The following is an 18,317-nucleotide window of genomic DNA, read 5'->3' as shown; positions in this document are numbered from 1 at the left end:
AGACAAGTCTGTCTGTTATTCGATCCCAGGAAGAGAAAAATGTCAACCAAAGAAAAAGGGGTAAAAGACAGGATTTTGGAAACGGCAGTCAGGCTTTTCCAGACCCAAGGTTATGCGAATACAGGGATCAACCAGATCATCCAAGAATCCCAGACGGCAAAGGCAAGCTTTTACGATTATTACCCTTCCAAGGACCTATTAGGAAAGGCATATATAGAATTTTATGGGAAAGAACAACTAGTCTTATTAGAAAAGCTGCAATCCAGATCGGAGAATGCCAGAGACTTTATACAAGCTTGGACACATATCCTGAGAAGACAGACCAGAAATAGTGAATTTGCAGGCTGCCCAATGGCAAATACCGCGGCACAAATCGCATCCACCTCTCCTTCTATCTCGGAAGAAGTCAAAAAATTGGCCCTGAGGACCGTGGAATTTCTCTCTATCTATTTAAAAGAAAGGCAGAAGAAGGGGCAAATCCCCAAAAACGCGGATACCCAATCCTTGGCTCGAAAAATTTTCGCTAGTTACGAAGGTGTATTACAGATCTGGAAACTAACAGGGAAAATTTCCGCGTTAGACGATTTACCTGAAATGGTGGATGCGATTATTAAAAGTTCGGGGAAGAAGTGAATGGACCTGGTAAATTCCACCAGGTCCCGAAAGAGTTTATTAGTTATCGTTATAGTCTACAGTAGCTGCCGGAGGAGTACCTGAGCCTACGATATAAAGTAAAAAGTAGAAAGATCCGCTAGTACCATTGCTCGTATATGTATAAGGATCCGATCCGGAGATATTAAATTTAGTAGTACCATCTGTGATGATATCAGATTCAGCCAGCGGGCAATCCGTAGATGCGTAAATCGTAGGTTGACCGGAAACATTCGGATTCTCGATTACATCTACGCCATGAAATACTACGGAATCATTAGTTTGAATACCTAAGATTTCTACAATTGCAATCGGGTGATTTACAAATGGAATTCTACCCCAGACAACATTTACTCCGGTAGCACCTTTTGTTACACGAGTACGATTCACACCTACCGCTGCTTTACCAGGGAAATCAACCAAGCAGTCTCCCCCGCCGCTAAGTGTGTTTAAAAGTGCCAAGTTTGTCAGGTCTTCACCTTCGTCCTTCTTACAATCAACGAAAGAAGCCGAGAGTAAAAGCACCAATAATAACCATATAGCTTTTTGTTTCATTTGAGTTTGTCTCCACAGAACAGTCGTTCCTTATACTCGTTTCCCAAGAACGGGTCTGAGTTTCAATCTCAATATTTAAGAAAAAATGAAAATTGATATTAATTTCTGTCAATCTGACTTGATATTTAGAAAAAAAGTCAGGTTTCCTGCACTTTTTTCTTAGGCGATGGAACCGCCACAGGAAGAACCTGCTCCAGCAGTACATCCATAACAATGTTGGTGCAATAAGATCTCTCTGGAATCCAATACGGATTTGTTGAATTCCGAAATTTTAGAGATCTTCCCCTCTATCTTCATATCCAACATTTGGTTAAAATCGCAATCGTACAAACTTCCGTCCCAACCTACACTTAACGTGTTGCGGCACATAACTCCTGCAGCGGCCACAGGATTAAAAGCGGTTACCAATTTTTCCAGATACGCCTCCAAATTACCGCTTTCTAATAATGATTCCAAAAAACGGCTGATAGGCATATTAGAAAGAGCGAATAAAGAATTGAACTGAACGTCGTAGACTTGTTTTAATTCCTTCTTAAAATCGTTCTCTAATGTGGATTGCCCTCCCGCGAGGAAAGAACCCACAGGATTATAAACTAAATTTAATACTAGATCGGAATCGGGGATACCGTATCCGAGAGAATTCAATTTTCTTAATGCTTCTATAGAACGATCGAATACACCTTCTCCCCTTTGGGCATCGGTCCTTCTCTTTTGGAAATATGGAAGACTGGAAACGACTTCTACCTTATGTTCCGCAAAAAATTCAGGAAGGTCCCTGTATTTTTCTCCGGCGAGAAGTATGGTAAGATTACAGCGGATCATGATCTTCTTCCCTAATTTGGAAGCTTCTTCTACGAACCATCTAAAATTAGGATTCATCTCGGGAGCTCCTCCCGTGATGTCCAAGGTGTTCACACCAGGAGTCGCCAAGGCCACCAAACATTCCTCCATGGTTTCCCTGTTCATGATCTCTCTGCGATCCGGACCGGCATCCACATGACAATGTTTACAGGTCTGATTGCAGAGTTTCCCCACGTTCACTTGTAGTATGTCCACCCCCGTAGGGCGCAAAGGATAGAGTGCCGCTTCTTTTAATTTGTCCGAGAAACTAGGCAGATCCAGTTTTCCGGAAACTTCCGTAAGAATTTTCAATTGTTCTTTGGAAGAAGCGAGCTCGCTCCCTCTTGCTAATAGGGATCTCATACTTTAGAAACTCCTTATATACCGAGTTCTTTTACTTTATTTAATGCCTGGACACTATGAACTAGGCTCGCTCCACCGCGGATAGCCGCACCTACGTGGATCGCTTCCCAGATCTGTTCTTCGGTTACACCTTTTTCTACACTGTCGGTAGTATAAGCGTCAATACAATATGGGCATTGTACTACATGCGCAACTGCAAGAGCGATCAATGATTTTTCCTTAGCACTTAATGCCCCGTCCGCAAAAACCGCTCCGTAATAGTCGAAAAACTTCTTCGCCAAATCAGGTTCGAATTCTCCGATATTACCGAATTTTTTCAGATCTTCCGGTTTGTAATAAGTTGTTTCCTGTGCCACGAAAGGCCTCCATCGTTTTAATTTAATCTTTAATTGCGAATTGGATATTGTTGCACTTCTCGCAGACTTCTTCCGGGATCCATCCCCATTTTATCAGAAATCCGAAAACAAAACAACCTGCACAGAAGCCCAAAATGGATTCTAAACTTGCAAAAAGTACTAAGACCCCTAAAACGGATTGGAAGGCGAATACCTGTCCGAAAAATAATAACACGAATGCAGTTCCGCTGAAGATGACCCCTACGAATTGTGCGAATCTTTTAGGAGGTCCCGCTACAATTTTGGATCCAAGACCGAGTAACGGTACGATCCCATGGATGGCGAGTTTTGCAAATGGAGAAAACTTAGGTCCATACAATACTCTGGCCGAAAATCCGTAGAAAAGTGCTCCTACCAACCAAAGCGATTGCGTTATTATCGCGGCCAAACTTAAGATGACAACCAGACCCGCAACGGTCCTTGCCGCATATTCATTGACAGTGTCCGGAAAATTACCGATTCGAATCATTCTTTCTTACCCAATGCCCTTTCGCCTAGTTAGACGAATACACCTAGAAACTCAAGAATATTTTCGCTATATTGAACAAAATGGTTAATATAATTGTACAGTATGCAAGTAATTGCCGGGGAAATGTAGGCGCTTCGACAATTTTACTCCTCTGGGCGCTTCCACTCGCGCTCTTTCCGGTATTCTTCGGGAGAAGTGATACTTGGTTACTATGCGGAGCATTCTTCTTCAGCCTCAGTCTTTACTTTATATTTCTAAAATTCTTTTCAAAAGGAAGAGAGAAGTTCGGGATCTGGGCCGGGATCTTACTTAGGATCTGGTTCTTATTCACTCCGGTATTTTTGTCGGAAGATATATATCGTTTTTTATGGGATGGGATTTTGGTCTCGGAAGGTTTATCTCCTTATTCGGAACTTCCCATCCATATAAATTTGGGAGTAAACCAAGGTCTGGAGAAGGAACTACTCTCCAAGATGAATTCTCCCAATTATTACTCGGTATATCCTCCTATATTGCAGTTTTTATTTTTAGTCCCAGTATTCTTCTTAAAAAAAGGACTTTCCGTTGTGTGGGCGGTCTCTATCTGGAAATCTATTTTAATTTTATTTGAATTAGGAATTCTTTATATATTTTACAAAATAAAAAAAGAAGAAGTATCCGGGAATTTTCTGAAATACTGGCTCCATCCTCTCGTACTCTGGGAAGGGATCGGGAACGGTCATCCGGAGCCTATCTTATTTTTCTTTCTGCTATTAGGAATACTCTCTTGGGAGAAAGGAAAAGTTCTGGAAGGATTTACATTTTATCTGGCTTCTATACTAACCAAAATACTCCCATTGCTCGCCCTTCCCTTTTTGTTTTTTTATTGGTGTAGAAGGTCCACTGTTCGCAAAGTTTCCCTATTCTTCGGTGCCAATATTCTAATATTCGGGTCCATACTCGTTTGGTTTTTATTCTCCGGAACGGGAGAAAAAATTTTAGAAGAACATTGGAGAAAAGGGATCGGGGTCTATTTTACATTATTCGAATTTCATGGAGGGATTTATTATCTTCTGAAAAACTTGATCAAACATACTTGGTATCCTTATTCTACGGGGATCGTACTCGGGATCTTAAGTATTTTTGCGATCAGTTATTATTCTTTTAAAGTTTCTAAAAAGGACCCGGAAAACAAAACGATTTTTCTTCTTACAGTCTGGATCCATATATGCGGGATCTATTATTTATTCTCCAGCACTATACATCCTTGGTATTTTCTTCCTATCTTGGGAGCTTCCGTATTTACGAAAACGATCTGGCCTTTGGCCGCTTCTTCCATTTGGATCTTATCTTATTCCACTTATTCCTCTCTTCCCTATTATGATATGGATTGGGTACTGGTCTTGGAACATTCTATCGTGATCTGTACATTCTTCTGGGAAACTTTTTACCTGAAAAATTTCTCTTGCTTAAACTCGAAAGAGGACAAATATACTTCGAAAATTCGCGCCTAATCTTAGGAATTATTTATGCTATCCAAACATTTCGAAACCCTTGCGAATACCTTAGAAAAAGAGATCTTAGCCAGCGAGCAGATCCGAAGTAAAATCCTTCTGGCAGCTTTCGCATTTGCGGGAATTTCCTGGGGACTTCTATTCTTATTTTTAGAAAAGGAGTTTAATCAAAGTACAGGGATAGAATTCCCCTTCGAAGTACTGATAGGCACACTTGCATTCGGAACGGTGTATGAATTCGGTTTTTTAAAATTACTGAATTATCTAAAAAAGAGAGGATTCAAACTTCCACTTCTACCCAGATTCGGGAACGCATTGATAGAAACTTCCCTTCCGGGGATCATATTATTCATTTTGATCCAAAAACATTCTCATCCGGTCGTCCCTTCCAATTCTCCCATCTCGAATTTATATTTCATTTTTATAATACTTTCCGTTCTGAGGATGGAGTTCGGACTTTCCTTTTTTACGGGAGCTATTGCGGCGGTCCAATATTTAGTCACAGGTTTATTTTTTGTTCCTGACTCTCCTTTGAGCGGAGAATCCGCGTATAGTTTTTTCTATTCTAAAATACCTACGTATATGCGTTCCGGATTGTTTTTAGCTTCCGGGATCGTAGCAGGACTCGTCGGTTTAAGACTCAAAAAGATCCTAAAAAACTCGGTAGAACGACTGGAAGAAAGAAACGAAATTTTAGGAATGTTCGGCCAATATGTTTCTCCATCCGTAGTGGATAAATTGATGAGCCAAAAAGCGGACACTGCTTCCGAAAACAAAGATGTATGTGTGATGTTTTTGGATATCCGGAACTTCACAAAATTTTCGGAAGATAAAAGTCCGTCCGAAGTGATCTCTTATTTGAACACTCTATTCGAGGACATGATAGAGATCGTAAATAAACATAACGGGATCATTAACAAGTTTCTGGGAGACGGATTTATGGCAGTATTCGGTGCTCCTCTTTCAGACAACGGAAAAGACGCGAAGAATGCAGTTTCCGCCTCGTTAGAAATCCAGAAAAAAGTAATGGAGATGAATATCTCCGGCAGGATCCCCGAAACCAAAATCGGTATCGGTCTACATTTCGGTGAGGCGATGACAGGAAGTGTAGGTTCTTCTCAAAGAAAAGAATACACAATCATCGGAGACACGGTCAATCTTGCTTCCAGAGTGGAACAATTGAATAAGGATTTCGGAAGTGAAATTTTGGCAACGGATACTGTTTACGAACATGTAAAACATTTCTTAGAAGCTGAATCCCTTCCCCCTGTAAAAGTAAAAGGAAGAGAGAAAGAAGTTCTAATCTATAAACTAACCTAATGCAAACTCCAGAATCACATTATGAGAACTTTTTAGCCGAAAAATATTCCTGGATGCTCGGAGATCTTTCCATCCAGGAAAAGGATCAACTAGAGTTATTCAGATCTTTTGAAATTTCTCCCCAAGGGAACGGAGTCGCCTGGGATCTAGGAGCAGGAAGCGGGATACAATCCATTCCATTGGAAGAATTAGGATTTCAAGTTTTAGCAATAGACTTCAGCGAAAAATTATTATCCGAGATCAAGGCCAGAAAACCGGATACAAAGATCAGGACCAAGATTGCAGATATCCGATCCAGGGATCTATACCAAGGAGTTTCTCCCGAAATCCTTTTGTGTATGGGAGATACGATCACTCATTTGGAGTCTGAAAAAGATTGGGAAGTCACCGTAAGTCTTTGGTCTAGTTTTCTTTCTCCGGGAAGTAAATTAATTTTAGGTTATAGAGATCTGAGTTACGGAAAGCCGGGAGATAAGAATATTTTTGTGGTTCGTTCAGAAGAATCCAGAATTTTCACCTGCCAATTACAATTCGCTCAAAATAGAGTAGATATTACGGATATATTTCATGAGAAGTCGGATAAAGGTTGGACCGTTTCTTCCAGTTCGTATAACAAACTGATACTTCCTTTCGATGATCTGATCAGGACCCTGACTCGGAAAAATTTCGAACTGAAAAGAAAGGATGAGAAAAACGGGATGAAGTTTTTACTTTTTGAAAAGTTTTGATTAGACCCTTTATATTCCGATCAGTTCCCTTCTATAGTACCTTTTAAGAGACCCATTTTCCCAAAAACCGTTCGACAAGTCGGGAGTTATTGGGAATTTGTACGTATCCTTGCCCAGGACCCTTCCATGATAGATAAACTGATACGTCTCTCCATTAAGAACAGGATTTTTGTACTGATACTCACTGCAGGAATCACCATAATAGGTTTGTATAATGCGTATCAACTTTCTATCGACGCGATCCCGGACATTACAAACGTTCAGGTTTCCGTAGTCACTCAGTCTCCCGGTCTTTCTCCCGTAGAGGTAGAACAGTTCATCACTTATCCGATAGAGATGGAACTCACCGGAATTCCTAACGTAACTGAGATCCGTTCTATTTCCAGAACCGGAGTGAGTAGTGTTACGGTTATCTTCAAAGACGGAACGGATATTTATTTTGCAAGACAGCTTATCAACGAAAGATTGAGAGCTGCAGAGGCAGTGATCCCTAAAGGTTATGGCAGCCCTGAACTTTCTCCGATTGCGACAGGTCTTGGGGACATTTATGAATTCGTTCTAACAAGCGATCGTCATAATCCGGAAGAACTCAGGACCTATATGGAATGGGAACTTGCAAGAGAGATCAAATCCACCGAAGGGATTATCGACGTAAATATCGTAGGAGGGGAAGCTAGACAATACCAAATCAAAATAGATCCCCAAAGATTAGCAGTTCATAATATTACATTATCCCAGCTTTGCGATAAATTAGAGACAGCCAACCAGAACACGGGAGGAGGTTATATTTCCAAAGGTCCTGAACAAATCGTGATCCGAGGAGAAAGCCAATTCAAAACTGTGGATGAGATCCGTAACGTTGCCGTCCAGACGGAAAGAGACGGGGTCCCGCTTCTTTTAGGACAGATCGCGACGGTGGAAACCGGCCCGGCACTTCGTTTCGGACTTATGACCAAAGATGCAAAAGGAGAAGTTGTAGGCGCCACTGCAATGATGCTCATGGGCCAAAACTCCTTGGAAGTGGTAAAAAAAGTCAAAGAAAAGATAGAAGTATTAAGAGCAAGACTTCCGGAAGGAATGAAGATCGTAACCTTCTATGATCGTTCCGAATTTATCGGAAGAACATTAGGTACCATCTTCACAAACCTAGCGGAAGCCGCGGTGCTTGTGATCATCGTTTTGATCTTTGCACTCGGAACCGTAAAAGGTGCATTACTTGTCAGCTTATCCATTCCGATCCCGATGCTTGCCGCTACAATATTCATGAGAATGTTCGGTATCGTCGGTAACTTGATGTCTCTAGGGGCATTGGACTTCGGACTCTTGGTGGACGGAACCATTGTGATGTTGGAATCGGTTCTTCATGGTTTTATCTTAAAACAAGCATTCTACGAACAACAGAATTCACAAGAGGATAGAAAACTCGCGGCAGAACAGATCATCACGGACTCATGTGTTAGAGTGGCAAGAGCCGCAGCATTTTCCGTAGGGATCATCTTGTTGGTATACCTACCTCTCATGACATTAGAAGGTGTAGAAGGCAGAATGTTCAAACCTATGGCGATGACTGTTGCAATCTCCCTGGGTATGGCGCTTTTATTTTCTCTTACCACCTTCCCTGCAGCGGCAAGCATCATATTCCAAACTCCGGTATTCCATCATAGCAAGTTCTGGGACAGAGCGGAAGAGATCTATATGCAGCTTCTCGACTTCGGAATGGCGAATAAAAAGTTATTTTTAAGAGCCGGTTTAGGAGTATTTGCAATTTCTATAATATTAGGATCTACTTTAGGATCGGAATTCCTTCCACGTATAGACGAGGGGGAATTTGCGATAGATATCAAAAGACTTCCTTCTACTTCCATCAATTATTCCAGAGATACCAATACTGAAATAGAAAAGGTGATCGCCCATTTCCCGGAAGTGACAAGCGTAGTGAGTAAGATGGGTAGAGGTGAATCGGCGGCCGAACCGATTGGAACGGAAGAAGGTGAATCCACTGTAAAACTTATTCCTCCTAAAGAATGGACATCTGCTTCTTCTCGTGACGAGCTCATGGATAAAATGAAGGACGCGATCTTAAAATCCGTTCCTTCCAGCACGATCTCACTTTCACAACCGATCGAGAACAGGGTAAACGCACTTCTTTCCGGATCCAAAGCGGACGTTGTGATCAAAATTTACGGGGATGATCTACAAACATTAAAGGAGACTGCAACAAAATTCGCGGATAAGATCAAAAAAGTCCCTGGTGCAGCTGACTTAAGAGTACAAAGAGTACTCGGACTTCCTTTAATCCAGATCAAAGCGGACAGACAAAAGATGGCACGCTACGGAGTTGCCGCAGAAGAAATTTTAACCACTGTTGAATCATTACGAATCGGAAGAAAGGCGGGAAAAGTATTCGAAGGATTCAAACGATTCGACTTAGTTGTTCGTCTCCAATTGGATGTTTCTGATCTGGATAAACTGGAAAATATTCCGGTTATGACTTCTACAGGCGTCACGGTTCCTTTGGGACAAGTAGCGACCATCGAATTCGTGGAAGGCCCCGCGGCAATTTACAGAGAATCCTTAAAACGCAGGATCATGGTTGAGACTAACGTGAGAGGAAGAGACTTAGTAGGTTTCGTAAACGAAGCACAAAAAGTAACGGCAGACATAGAAAAAAATCTACCGGAAGGTTATAGAACGGATTGGGGCGGCCAGTTCGAGAACTTCCAAAGAGCAAAGAACAGATTATTACTCGTTGTACCTATCGCACTCGGGATCATATTCGTGATGTTAATCGCCGCATTCGGAAATATTTATTATGCAGCCGGAGTATTTATAGTAGTACCTCTTGCAGTTGCCGGAGGGATCATTGGCCTTGTTCTTAGAGGCCTTCCTTTTAGTATTCCTGCAGGTGTCGGATTTATCGCGGTAAGTGGTATTGCAGTATTGAACGGGGTCGTATACGCCTCCACTCTCAAAGAAGAATTGGAAAAAGGGATTACCGTCTCCAAAGCGGTATTGTCCGCTGGACTTCATTCTCTTAGACCAGTAATGACAACCGAGATCATCGCCGCAGTCGGATTTATTCCGATGGCGATTTCCACAATGGCGGGAGCGGAAGTCCAAAGACCTTTGGCAACTGTGGTGATCTTCGGAGTAATCGTTGCGACTGTTCTGTCTAGAGTACTTCTTCCTATCGTGATGGAATTCCTGCTGAATATTTACCAAGACCAGGAAAGAAGAAAAGAAGCTCGTAAAAGAAAATTAGAGTCCGAGTTCCAAGCTTCCAGGGCCCAAGAAAGAATTCCTCAGACTTTAGAAGAAGTTTCCTGGGAAACAGAAGAGACCCAAGAAGAGCCGGAAGAAGTGATAAGTTCCAAATCAAAACGTTCCAAAAACGGATTGAAGAAGAAAAAGTAAGGGGGCGGCTCCTCACTTCGTTCGGACCGGGCTACTACGGGCTGCGCTATCGCTCCGGTCCTTCGGACTTCCCCTGCGTATCCCTGCCGCGTTTATTCTCACGCAGAGCCGCGAAGACGCAGAGGTTCAGGATTCCTGATCGGTTTTACTTCTTACTCTTCAATCCGGATAGGATCGTATTCACAACTGCTTTCAGGAATTCGACCCTGTCTTCTTCTATATTATCGAATACCATTCGAGGATGATGGAAGGCAGAAGTTCCTTCGAAAATGATCCTCGCTCCCTCTTTAGGAGTATTACAAAAAAATAATCCTTTTTGGATTCCTTCTTGGACCATTGCTTCCAATTGTTCGTACATTGTTTGGATATGTTTTTTGACGAATGGTCTTGTTTTCTCTGCGGAATTATTGAATGCGGTATAAATTCTTGGATCCGACTGGACCTTCTCTCTTTTCATCATATGAAGTGTCATTAGCCACTCCAGGATCCTTTCTTCTAAAGGACCGGTCTTTGCTGAGATTTCCGCAAGAGCCGCATCGATACGATCCAACCATCTTTTGGAAATGGAATCTAACAATGCCTCTTTGTCTGCGAAATGTTTATATAAGGCAGCGTGGCTTAGGTTTAGATTTCTAGCCACGTCTGTAAGTTTCAAACGCTCGACACCGTTCCTTCTGATCTCAATCTCTGCGGCATCGAGCACTTTTTCTTGTAGTTCTTCTGGCTTTAAACCTGTTTTAGGCATCTCTCATTTAACGACGAGCCCCATCAGATGAGAAGGATATCTATCTCCTTGGAAGGCACCTTCCGGAAAAGATCCATCCAGGGTTCCCAGTTCTTCCGGACTTAAAGAGACCGAAAGCGCTCCTAAATTTTCCCTAAGACTTTCTCTTCTTGTGGAACCGATCAGAGGAATAATATCCTCTCCTCGATGAAGCACCCAAGCGATAGCAAGTTGTGCGGTACTGCAGCCCTTCTTCTTTGCAAGCTCTTGAAGCAGACTCACACGCTCCAAATTCGCTTCAAGGTTTTTTCCCTGGAAACGAGGAGAATTAGATCTAAAATCAGGAACTCCCAAATGGCTTTCTATCTTTCCGGTAAGAAGCCCTCTTCCTACGACTCCATAAGGTACGATCCCGATCCCAAGCTCTCTCGCGGTTTCCAGGAGTTCCTTCTCTATCACTCGAGTCGCCAAAGAATATTCCACTTCCAAAGCGGTGACAGGATGGACCTTATGAGCTCTTCTTAAATTTTCAGGAGAAGCTTCCGAAATTCCAAGATAACGCACATATCCTTCCTTGATCAGGTCAGCGATCGCACCCACAGTTTCTTCGATCGGGATTTCCGGATCGACTCGAGAAGCCTGGTAAATATCGATCACGTCTACTCCGAGTCGAGTGAGAGAATGTGCCGCAAAGTTTTTCACCGAGTTCGGACGAAAATCGTATCCTATAAACGCACCGGATGGACTGCGAAGTCCGCCGAACTTCACGCTGATCATCGGTTTGTTCTTTCTTCCTTTCAAAGCTTCCGAGATCAAAAGTTCGTTATGACCTGTCCCGTAGAAGTCCCCGGTATTCAGAAAATTGATCCCTGAATCCAATGCCTCATGGATGGTCGCGATGGATTCTTCCCTGCTCCTGGTCTCTTTTGTTCCGTAAAAGTCCGACATCCCCATACAACCCAAGCCGACTTGGGAAACCTCGGGGCCATTTTTTCCTAATTTCCTCAGTTTCATTCGAAACCTCCGTTTAGTTACAATTTACATTTTTTATAATTTGTAACTAAACGCAAGCAATTTTCCAAACGGTTTTTGTAGAAGTTCCTACATTTCTTGCTTTTCGCTTACCGACATAATACCATTTTAGTTTTCCGGAGTAGCACAGATCCCATGGAACACCAGAAACCAATCGTCCAGCTTTTAGACGCGACCACAGAACCTTTCAACCTAGCCATAGCTTCTGCAAGAACCTGCTATTCTTCTAAGGGGATTTTGCTCCCCGAGGACATGATCCGCACCGAAAAATCCCTGGAGATCCGAGACAAGGTAGCCAAATCTACTAAGAAGGCAGGTCACCTCACCACAAGACAACATCCTCATTTTATATTCACTCTAGACAAGGTGTCCCGTCAGTTCGTTTGGTCCTTTCTACATTCTCATCCGTACTATAACTCGGAACAGGTGAGCCAGAGATATGTGGAGGTGAAAAAGGAAAATTATTATATCCCGCCTACTCTATCAGGAAAGCAGAAGGAACTCTATTTAGAAGCGGTTGAATCCGCGTCTAACGCGTATTTTGAATTTGTGGAACTTCTGCATCCATTCATCCAGGACGAATATTTCCTAGTATACAAAGCAAGAGCGAATTATCCTGAAAAATGGCAGCAACCGATAAAGAAGAAATGCCTGGAAGTAGCACGTTACCTTCTTCCTTTAGGAACTTATACGTATTTATATCATTCAGTGAACGGACTCACTCTGCATAGATACCATCGTTTGATGAATTCTTTCGACGCTCCGGAAGAACAACGCCTGGTTGTAGAAGAGATGATCGAAAAAGTAAAAGAGATCGATCCTCTTTATGTGGAAGAAATGGATGATCCGATCCCTCTGGAAGAAACTGCCGAGTATAAATTTTTCAAGGAATTCTACCAAGACGGCGCGAACGAATACAGACCGGAAGCGGCAAAAAATTTCGTAAGAGAATTCGACGAGGATATGGATAACCGTTATTCGAGACTAGTTTCCTATTCTTCGAATGGTCCCGAGGTTTTGGCTTCTTCCGTTCGTGCAGTTTTGGGCGTATCTAAAAATTCTCTAAACGACGAAGAAGCGATCCGACTCGTGATGGATCCTTCTAAAAATAAACATCTGACTTCTACTCTGAATGAGACTACTATGAGCCCTCTTTCCAGAGCGATGTTCAATGTGCATTATTCTTTCAAAAAAAGGATCTCTCATTCCGCGGACAGCCAAGACCAAAGACATAGAATGGTACCGGGTTCCCGTCCGGTCCTAATGAGCCAATACACGGGAATGCCGGACTATATCGTTCCTAAAGTAGTATTAAAATATCCTCAATTAGAAGAAACTTATAGAAGAAGAATGGACGGCATTTTCAAAAGCCTGAACCGTTTTATAGAAGCGGGCGGATCTGCGGAACACGCTTCTTACCTTCTTCCGAATGCTTTTCCTGTTCGTTTTTATGAAAGCGGGGATCTATTAAATCTTCATCATAAATGGAGAGCAAGGACCTGTTATAATGCTCAGGAAGAAATTTTCCAGGCTTCTATCAATGAACTCGTGGATCTAACCAAAGTACAACCTGAGATCGCAAAATGGATCAAGGCTCCTTGCTGGATCCGTTTACAAGGCGATATCAAACCGTATTGCCCTGAAGGTGACCATTATTGCGGGACTCAAGTGTGGAAAAGAGAATTGGACGAGTACGATAGAACTCTGTAACTACAGCTGCATTTTCACACAGAGGTGCAAGGTCGCAGAGATTATTCAGAAATCATTTGAATTCGGATTGAAATTATTTTAGATCGATCCGGAAAATTTTACCGTTATAGTCTACTACGTAGACTTCTCCATTCGAATCTTCTCCGAAAGAAGATACATTGGAAGAAAATCCCATTTCAGAAGTATGTTCTATCTGGTCCGTGATATTGGTCCCATCCCAAAGAATGGACCAGATCTTACCCCTGATAAAATCGCCGTAAAAATATCTTCCGCTTAACTCTGGAAAGTTTGATCCCCTATACACATAACCGCCTGTGATAGAACTTCCTATAAAATGATTGTATTCTAATTTCGGAAAACTGATCCCCGAAGTATTACATCCGATAGAAGGGTCATAACAATGATTTCCTTCCGTTAGTCTCCATCCGTAATTCTTGATTCCTGTGTTCGCGGGTTCTATATTCAATTCTTCGTAATCGTTTTGCCCCACGTCTGCGATATACAGATCTCCGGTGCTTCTATCCAAACTGAATCTCCAAGGATTCCTAAGTCCCCAATCCCAAATATGAGGATTTTCTAATCCGGTTGCGGGTCTATTCCCTGGAGCAGGCGTAGGATAATTATCTATGTCTATTCTTAGGATCTTACCCAGAGAAGATTCTAAATTCTGAGCCTCGTTATCCGGATCACCTGACCCTCCCCCATCTCCCATTCCTACCAAAAGATAACCTCCGGTATCGAAGGCCATCATTCCTCCATTATGATTACTGAATGGTTGATTTATCGTAAATAGAATGGAACCTGAACCTGAATTTGCAAGATCAGGATCGGAAGAAGATCTGGAATATTCCGCAACAACGGTAGCCCCATCCGATTTGCGCGTATAGTTCACCCAAAATCTTCCGTTTGTATTATAGTTTGGATGAAATGCAAGACCGAGTAAGCCTCTTTCTCCTGAGAATGAAATTAGATCCAGACCTTCCGATCCCAGATCTATAAATGGAGAAGTTAAAAGAGTGCCATTCTTGATCAAACGAACCTTCCCCCCTTGTTCCAAAACAAAGGTCCGATCCGCATCTCCAGACGGTGAAACAAAAAACAAGGGAGCATTAAACCCGGAAGCGATCTCGGTAAGTTTCAAACAAGGAGGGTTTCTATCTGCGCTACATCCGGACAAGAAAGGAAGAAGTGGAATATTAGAATGACCTGGCTTGGAACATTGCGCCAAAAATACAAAATATAAGAAGATAATATAAATGTAGATCTTTTGGATTTTAGACACCGGTCCCATCTTGTCTAATTTATTGACCTCATAATACAGAAAAACAAGCCTAAAGACCTGATTTCTCTCTTTTCGAAAAAATAAAAAAAGAAGGGACTAAAAACCGATTTCAGAGTAAATCATCCTAGATAGATCATGAAAACAGTCTCCCCTACAAGGACCGAAGAATTAGTCCGATACCGCAGATTCATTCACAAACATCCCGAACTCAGATACGAAGAAGTAGGGACAGCGGATTTTGTATCCCAACATCTAAAATCCTTAGGTTATATTTTTCAATCCGGGATCGCAAAAACAGGGATCGCTTGTCTAATAGATTCGGGAAAACCGGGTAAAACTCTTTTAGTAAGAGCGGATATGGATGCTCTTCCAATCTTAGAAGAGAATAAAACAGATTACACTTCCGTTCACGAAGGCGTTATGCATGCATGTGGTCACGACGCTCATACTTCCGTTTTGATGGGGCTTGCCTCTGAGCTGAAAGAAAATCCAAGTGCGATCGTTCCAAAAGGAAGAGTATTATTAGTATTCCAACCTGCGGAAGAAGGCGGACAAGGCGCAGACCGCATGATAGAAGAAGGAATATTAGAAAAATACGATGTTTCCGCCGCATTAGCGCTTCATGTATGGAATCATATTCCTGTGGGTAAGGTGGGAGTCGTAGACGGCCCGATGATGGCGGCTGTAGATGAATTCCAGATCACAGTCCAAGGTATCAGCGGTCACGGAGCAATGCCGCAACATACGGTGGATCCTATATTAGTAGGTTCTCATATAGTCACTGCACTCCAAAGTATCGTATCCCGAAATACCGATCCTCTGGATTCTTGCGTAGTTACAGTGGGCGCTTTCCATGCAGGCCACGCATTTAATGTAATTTCAGAAACTGCAGAACTAAAAGGTACGATCCGAACATTCACAAAAGAAATGTTCGATAAGGCGCCTGAATTATTCAAAAGAGTCGTGGAGAACACTGCTTCCGCTTTTGGAGCAAAGGCAATCATCCGTTACGAAAGAACAAATGCTCCTACGATCAATCATCCTGAAATGGCAAATCTGGTCCGAAAAGCGTCCGAGAATATTTTAGGCCCGAACTCAGTCACAGAAGAACATGCAAAGACCATGGGTGGAGAGGACTTCTCCGCATTTTTGATGAAGGTCCCAGGATGTTACTTTTTCGTAGGTTCTATGAATGAGGAGAAGGGGCTCGTTCATCCGCATCACAGTTCCAAGTTTGATATTGATGAAACTTCTCTTCCAATCGGTTTATCTGTGATGAAAGAAGCGATTCGACTTTATTTGGAAACTCACTGAGGATCTGAAATAGGGAGCGGTGGGAATTCCAACATAGCACCTTCACCTCAAGCTCCCCAGGGCAGGAACTTCTCCTCGTTTTTCGCAGTTTCTTTTTTCAGTTTCGGATTTTCTCTTCTAAACGACTGAAATCCTGAACTTAAGATCCACTCCATTCTTAAAAGTGAACTTAAAAAACTACTAGTAGATACATTCCTTTCCTTAGCGTAACCCATTGCCTCCCAATAATTGGCCCCATACACTCGGATCCTTTTTCTGGAATCGCTGCTTTTGACTTTTTCAAAATCTAATTTTGGGATTTTACCTTTTTGTCTTCTTTCCCTAAAACCAGAAATCAAGAATTCCAGGATCTCCTTCGGTTCTCCCAAATAGATTACTGAATCTCTCCAGATCGATTCCATTTCCAAAGGAATTCTCCAATCGATTTGGATAGTACCCTTGTTCTCTAATATTTGTTTTCTAAAAACTTCTTCCATATTCGCTCCCGAATGTTGGGATCGAATCAATAATATGGAACAAATGTATTCAAATGAAAAATAGAATGAACATTAAAATTTTTGAATTTAGTTCGTCTTAGAGCAAAATCGGCGACTAAGGCGAAAAGTTTGGAGACGTAAACAAGAAATCAAAACCGCGTCAAAAAGCAAAACTCTTGGTCAATCACAAAACCAACAGCGCTCTTCATAGCTTATGGCGATTTTTGGAACCAATATTCCGGAGGATATTATAAAAATTTATTAGCCCCTCATTGCCTCAATCTCATCTACTTCTTTTGCGATCATAGAAGTCAGAACTACAGGATTGTCTCCGTTCACCAAAACATCATCCTCTATCCTAACTCCGATCCCTCTAAAACCGGCAGGGATTGTTTCATCAGTCGGATCAAAATACAGTCCAGGCTCCACAGTGACTACGAGTCCGTTCTGCATAGGTTTACTCTTTCCATTTTCGAAATAGCGCCCCACATCATGCACATCCATTCCAAGATAATGCCCGGTCCTATGCATATAAAATCTGCGGTATTCTCCCTTCTCTATAATCTCAGAAAGGCCACCCTTTAACAAACCAAGATCTATCAATCCGGAAGTTAAATTTTTCACAGTCTTCTCATGAACTGCATTGAATTCAACGCCTTGTTTCGTATCCAAGATCGCTTGTTTCTGCACATCCAATACAAGTTGGTAAATCGTTCTTTGTTCCGAGGTGAATTTTTTCCCGGACGGGAAAACGCGGGTAACGTCAGCGGTATAATAATCCTTCTCCGCTCCGCTATCCACTAAGATGAGTTCGTTATCGCCTATCTTGGCACGATTGGTTGTATAATGAAGAATGGTTGCATTCTTTCCTGCGGCGACTATATGACCGTAACCTCCACCCCAGGCACCATGTTTCAAATATTCAGATTCCAGAATGGACTCTAATTCAAATTCGTACATTCCTACTTTGGTTTCTTTGAATAATCTTTCGTGGCCTAGAGCAGTTATCCTGGAAGATTCTTTTAATTTTTCGATCTCTTCCGGGGACTTTAACATTCTCATTTCATGAAGAAAATTAGGGATCTCCCATCTCTGAGGGCCGAACTTACCTTCTCTCAATCTTCTATTCAAAGAGCTAATCAGTTCGAGTAATTCCGAATCTCTTTTGGAGTCCTTTCCAAAAAAATGATATAATGTGAATTGATTTGTAAGAATATCGGAGATCTTAGGATCCCATTCTCCCAGATCGAAACTTTGATCCAGCTCCAATCTTTTTTTGATCTCTTCTTTGCCTAAACGAATACCCGTCCAAATTTCTTTCTCTTTATCTTTAGGAAGAGCAAAATGAGCGGAGAAGTCCCTGCGTAAGACCAAAACACCGTCTTCTTCTTCGATACCTGTCAGATAATAATAATCGGAATCCTGTCTGAACTTATACTCCACATCTCTATTACGGATCTTCTGAGGAGCTGCAAATAGCAGAAGGACTTCCGACTCTTTTAAAAGATTCTGAACTTCTCGGATCCGTTTTCTAAAAATGTTCTGGTCCAT

General features: G+C 42.1%; 16 protein-coding genes. 7 read left to right on the top strand and 9 right to left on the bottom strand.

The features are described 5' to 3' along the window. The first annotated feature begins 39 nt into the window (after positions 1-39). A complete protein-coding gene (locus EHR06_RS00845; protein WP_135755285.1) occupies positions 40-633 on the top strand; it encodes a TetR/AcrR family transcriptional regulator in 594 nt (197 codons plus the stop codon). A gap of 39 nt (positions 634-672) precedes the next feature. On the opposite strand, the gene EHR06_RS00840 is transcribed toward EHR06_RS00845, so the two are convergent. From EHR06_RS00840 to EHR06_RS00825, 4 genes are all read right to left on the bottom strand, one after another. Continuing rightward, positions 673-1,206 (bottom strand): LIC20153 family lipoprotein, encoded by a 534-nt coding sequence (locus EHR06_RS00840; protein ID WP_135755284.1) that lies wholly within the window; start codon positions 1,204-1,206, stop codon positions 673-675. Between the two features lie 159 nt (positions 1,207-1,365). Beyond that, entirely contained in the window at positions 1,366-2,409 is a 1,044-nt protein-coding gene (gene arsS, locus EHR06_RS00835; protein ID WP_135755283.1) for an arsenosugar biosynthesis radical SAM (seleno)protein ArsS, read from the bottom strand. A 14-nt stretch (positions 2,410-2,423) separates the two neighbouring features. Further along, a complete protein-coding gene (locus EHR06_RS00830) occupies positions 2,424-2,765 on the bottom strand; it encodes an arsenosugar biosynthesis-associated peroxidase-like protein (protein ID WP_135755282.1) in 342 nt (113 codons plus the stop codon). A 22-nt stretch (positions 2,766-2,787) separates the two neighbouring features. Continuing rightward, positions 2,788-3,273 carry a DUF4395 domain-containing protein gene (locus EHR06_RS00825; RefSeq protein WP_135755281.1) on the bottom strand — a complete coding sequence of 162 codons (486 nt, stop codon included), beginning with the start codon at positions 3,271-3,273 and terminating at the stop codon, positions 2,788-2,790. Positions 3,274-3,353: 80 nt separating this feature from the next. Here EHR06_RS00825 and EHR06_RS00820 point away from each other — a divergent pair, with 80 nt between their 5' ends. The 4 genes from EHR06_RS00820 to EHR06_RS00805 all read left to right on the top strand — a co-directional run bounded on the left by EHR06_RS00820 (position 3,354) and on the right by EHR06_RS00805 (position 10,228). Next, positions 3,354-4,766: an MptA/MptB family glycosyltransferase gene (locus tag EHR06_RS00820; protein ID WP_135755304.1), complete on the top strand. Its 1,413-nt coding sequence runs from the start codon at positions 3,354-3,356 to the stop codon at positions 4,764-4,766. Positions 4,767-4,781: 15 nt separating this feature from the next. Continuing rightward, positions 4,782-6,086, top strand: a complete 1,305-nt coding sequence (locus EHR06_RS00815) for an adenylate/guanylate cyclase domain-containing protein (RefSeq protein ID WP_135755280.1) — start codon at positions 4,782-4,784, stop codon at positions 6,084-6,086. Further along, positions 6,086-6,814 (top strand): class I SAM-dependent methyltransferase, encoded by a 729-nt coding sequence (locus EHR06_RS00810; RefSeq protein ID WP_135755279.1) that lies wholly within the window; start codon positions 6,086-6,088, stop codon positions 6,812-6,814. The genes EHR06_RS00815 and EHR06_RS00810 overlap by 1 nt, the downstream gene beginning before the upstream one ends. 126 nt (positions 6,815-6,940) lie before the next feature. After that, positions 6,941-10,228 carry an efflux RND transporter permease subunit gene (locus EHR06_RS00805; protein WP_135755278.1) on the top strand — a complete coding sequence of 1,096 codons (3,288 nt, stop codon included), beginning with the start codon at positions 6,941-6,943 and terminating at the stop codon, positions 10,226-10,228. Between the two features lie 145 nt (positions 10,229-10,373). Here the strand turns inward: EHR06_RS00805 and EHR06_RS00800 are convergent, their stop codons facing one another. Next, a complete protein-coding gene (locus EHR06_RS00800; protein WP_135755277.1) occupies positions 10,374-10,973 on the bottom strand; it encodes a TetR/AcrR family transcriptional regulator in 600 nt (199 codons plus the stop codon). 3 nt (positions 10,974-10,976) lie between these two features. Further along, positions 10,977-11,966, bottom strand: a complete 990-nt coding sequence (locus EHR06_RS00795) for an aldo/keto reductase (RefSeq protein ID WP_135755276.1) — start codon at positions 11,964-11,966, stop codon at positions 10,977-10,979. Positions 11,967-12,119: 153 nt separating this feature from the next. Here EHR06_RS00795 and EHR06_RS00790 point away from each other — a divergent pair, with 153 nt between their 5' ends. Continuing rightward, positions 12,120-13,694, top strand: coding sequence for an FAD-dependent thymidylate synthase (locus EHR06_RS00790; protein ID WP_135755275.1), 1,575 nt, complete (start codon positions 12,120-12,122; stop codon positions 13,692-13,694). A 73-nt stretch (positions 13,695-13,767) separates the two neighbouring features. On the opposite strand, the gene EHR06_RS00785 is transcribed toward EHR06_RS00790, so the two are convergent. Next, positions 13,768-14,985 carry a PQQ-dependent sugar dehydrogenase gene (locus EHR06_RS00785; RefSeq protein WP_135755274.1) on the bottom strand — a complete coding sequence of 406 codons (1,218 nt, stop codon included), beginning with the start codon at positions 14,983-14,985 and terminating at the stop codon, positions 13,768-13,770. Between the two features lie 126 nt (positions 14,986-15,111). Here EHR06_RS00785 and EHR06_RS00780 point away from each other — a divergent pair, with 126 nt between their 5' ends. Continuing rightward, positions 15,112-16,290, top strand: coding sequence for a M20 metallopeptidase family protein (locus EHR06_RS00780; protein WP_135755273.1), 1,179 nt, complete (start codon positions 15,112-15,114; stop codon positions 16,288-16,290). 47 nt (positions 16,291-16,337) lie between these two features. On the opposite strand, the gene EHR06_RS00775 is transcribed toward EHR06_RS00780, so the two are convergent. Then, positions 16,338-16,766 carry a hypothetical protein gene (locus tag EHR06_RS00775; protein ID WP_135755272.1) on the bottom strand — a complete coding sequence of 143 codons (429 nt, stop codon included), beginning with the start codon at positions 16,764-16,766 and terminating at the stop codon, positions 16,338-16,340. 261 nt (positions 16,767-17,027) lie between these two features. Continuing rightward, positions 17,028-18,317, bottom strand: coding sequence for an aminopeptidase P N-terminal domain-containing protein (locus EHR06_RS00770; RefSeq protein ID WP_135755271.1), 1,290 nt, complete (start codon positions 18,315-18,317; stop codon positions 17,028-17,030).

This window comes from Leptospira dzoumogneensis (assembly GCF_004770895.1).
Taxonomy (GTDB): Bacteria; Spirochaetota; Leptospiria; order Leptospirales; family Leptospiraceae; genus Leptospira_B; species Leptospira_B dzoumogneensis.
Note: the sequence above shows the minus strand (reverse complement) of the source record. Positions and strands in the feature narration are given on the sequence as shown.

Bases quoted from the DNA above. Each gene is read 5' to 3' on its own strand.
- EHR06_RS00845 (WP_135755285.1), top strand. From the start codon at position 40: ATGTCAACCAAAGAAAAAGGGGTAAAAGACAGGATTTTGGAAACGGCA.
- EHR06_RS00840 (WP_135755284.1), bottom strand. From the start codon at position 1,206: ATGAAACAAAAAGCTATATGGTTATTATTGGTGCTTTTACTCTCGGCT.
- arsS (WP_135755283.1), bottom strand. From the start codon at position 2,409: ATGAGATCCCTATTAGCAAGAGGGAGCGAGCTCGCTTCTTCCAAAGAA.
- EHR06_RS00825 (WP_135755281.1), bottom strand. From the start codon at position 3,273: ATGATTCGAATCGGTAATTTTCCGGACACTGTCAATGAATATGCGGCA.
- EHR06_RS00820 (WP_135755304.1), top strand. From the start codon at position 3,354: ATGGTTAATATAATTGTACAGTATGCAAGTAATTGCCGGGGAAATGTA.
- EHR06_RS00815 (WP_135755280.1), top strand. From the start codon at position 4,782: ATGCTATCCAAACATTTCGAAACCCTTGCGAATACCTTAGAAAAAGAG.
- EHR06_RS00810 (WP_135755279.1), top strand. From the start codon at position 6,086: ATGCAAACTCCAGAATCACATTATGAGAACTTTTTAGCCGAAAAATAT.
- EHR06_RS00805 (WP_135755278.1), top strand. From the start codon at position 6,941: ATGATAGATAAACTGATACGTCTCTCCATTAAGAACAGGATTTTTGTA.
- EHR06_RS00800 (WP_135755277.1), bottom strand. From the start codon at position 10,973: ATGCCTAAAACAGGTTTAAAGCCAGAAGAACTACAAGAAAAAGTGCTC.
- EHR06_RS00795 (WP_135755276.1), bottom strand. From the start codon at position 11,966: ATGAAACTGAGGAAATTAGGAAAAAATGGCCCCGAGGTTTCCCAAGTC.
- EHR06_RS00790 (WP_135755275.1), top strand. From the start codon at position 12,120: ATGGAACACCAGAAACCAATCGTCCAGCTTTTAGACGCGACCACAGAA.
- EHR06_RS00785 (WP_135755274.1), bottom strand. From the start codon at position 14,985: ATGGGACCGGTGTCTAAAATCCAAAAGATCTACATTTATATTATCTTC.
- EHR06_RS00780 (WP_135755273.1), top strand. From the start codon at position 15,112: ATGAAAACAGTCTCCCCTACAAGGACCGAAGAATTAGTCCGATACCGC.
- EHR06_RS00775 (WP_135755272.1), bottom strand. From the start codon at position 16,766: ATGGAAGAAGTTTTTAGAAAACAAATATTAGAGAACAAGGGTACTATC.
- EHR06_RS00770 (WP_135755271.1), bottom strand. From the start codon at position 18,317: ATGGACCAGAACATTTTTAGAAAACGGATCCGAGAAGTTCAGAATCTT.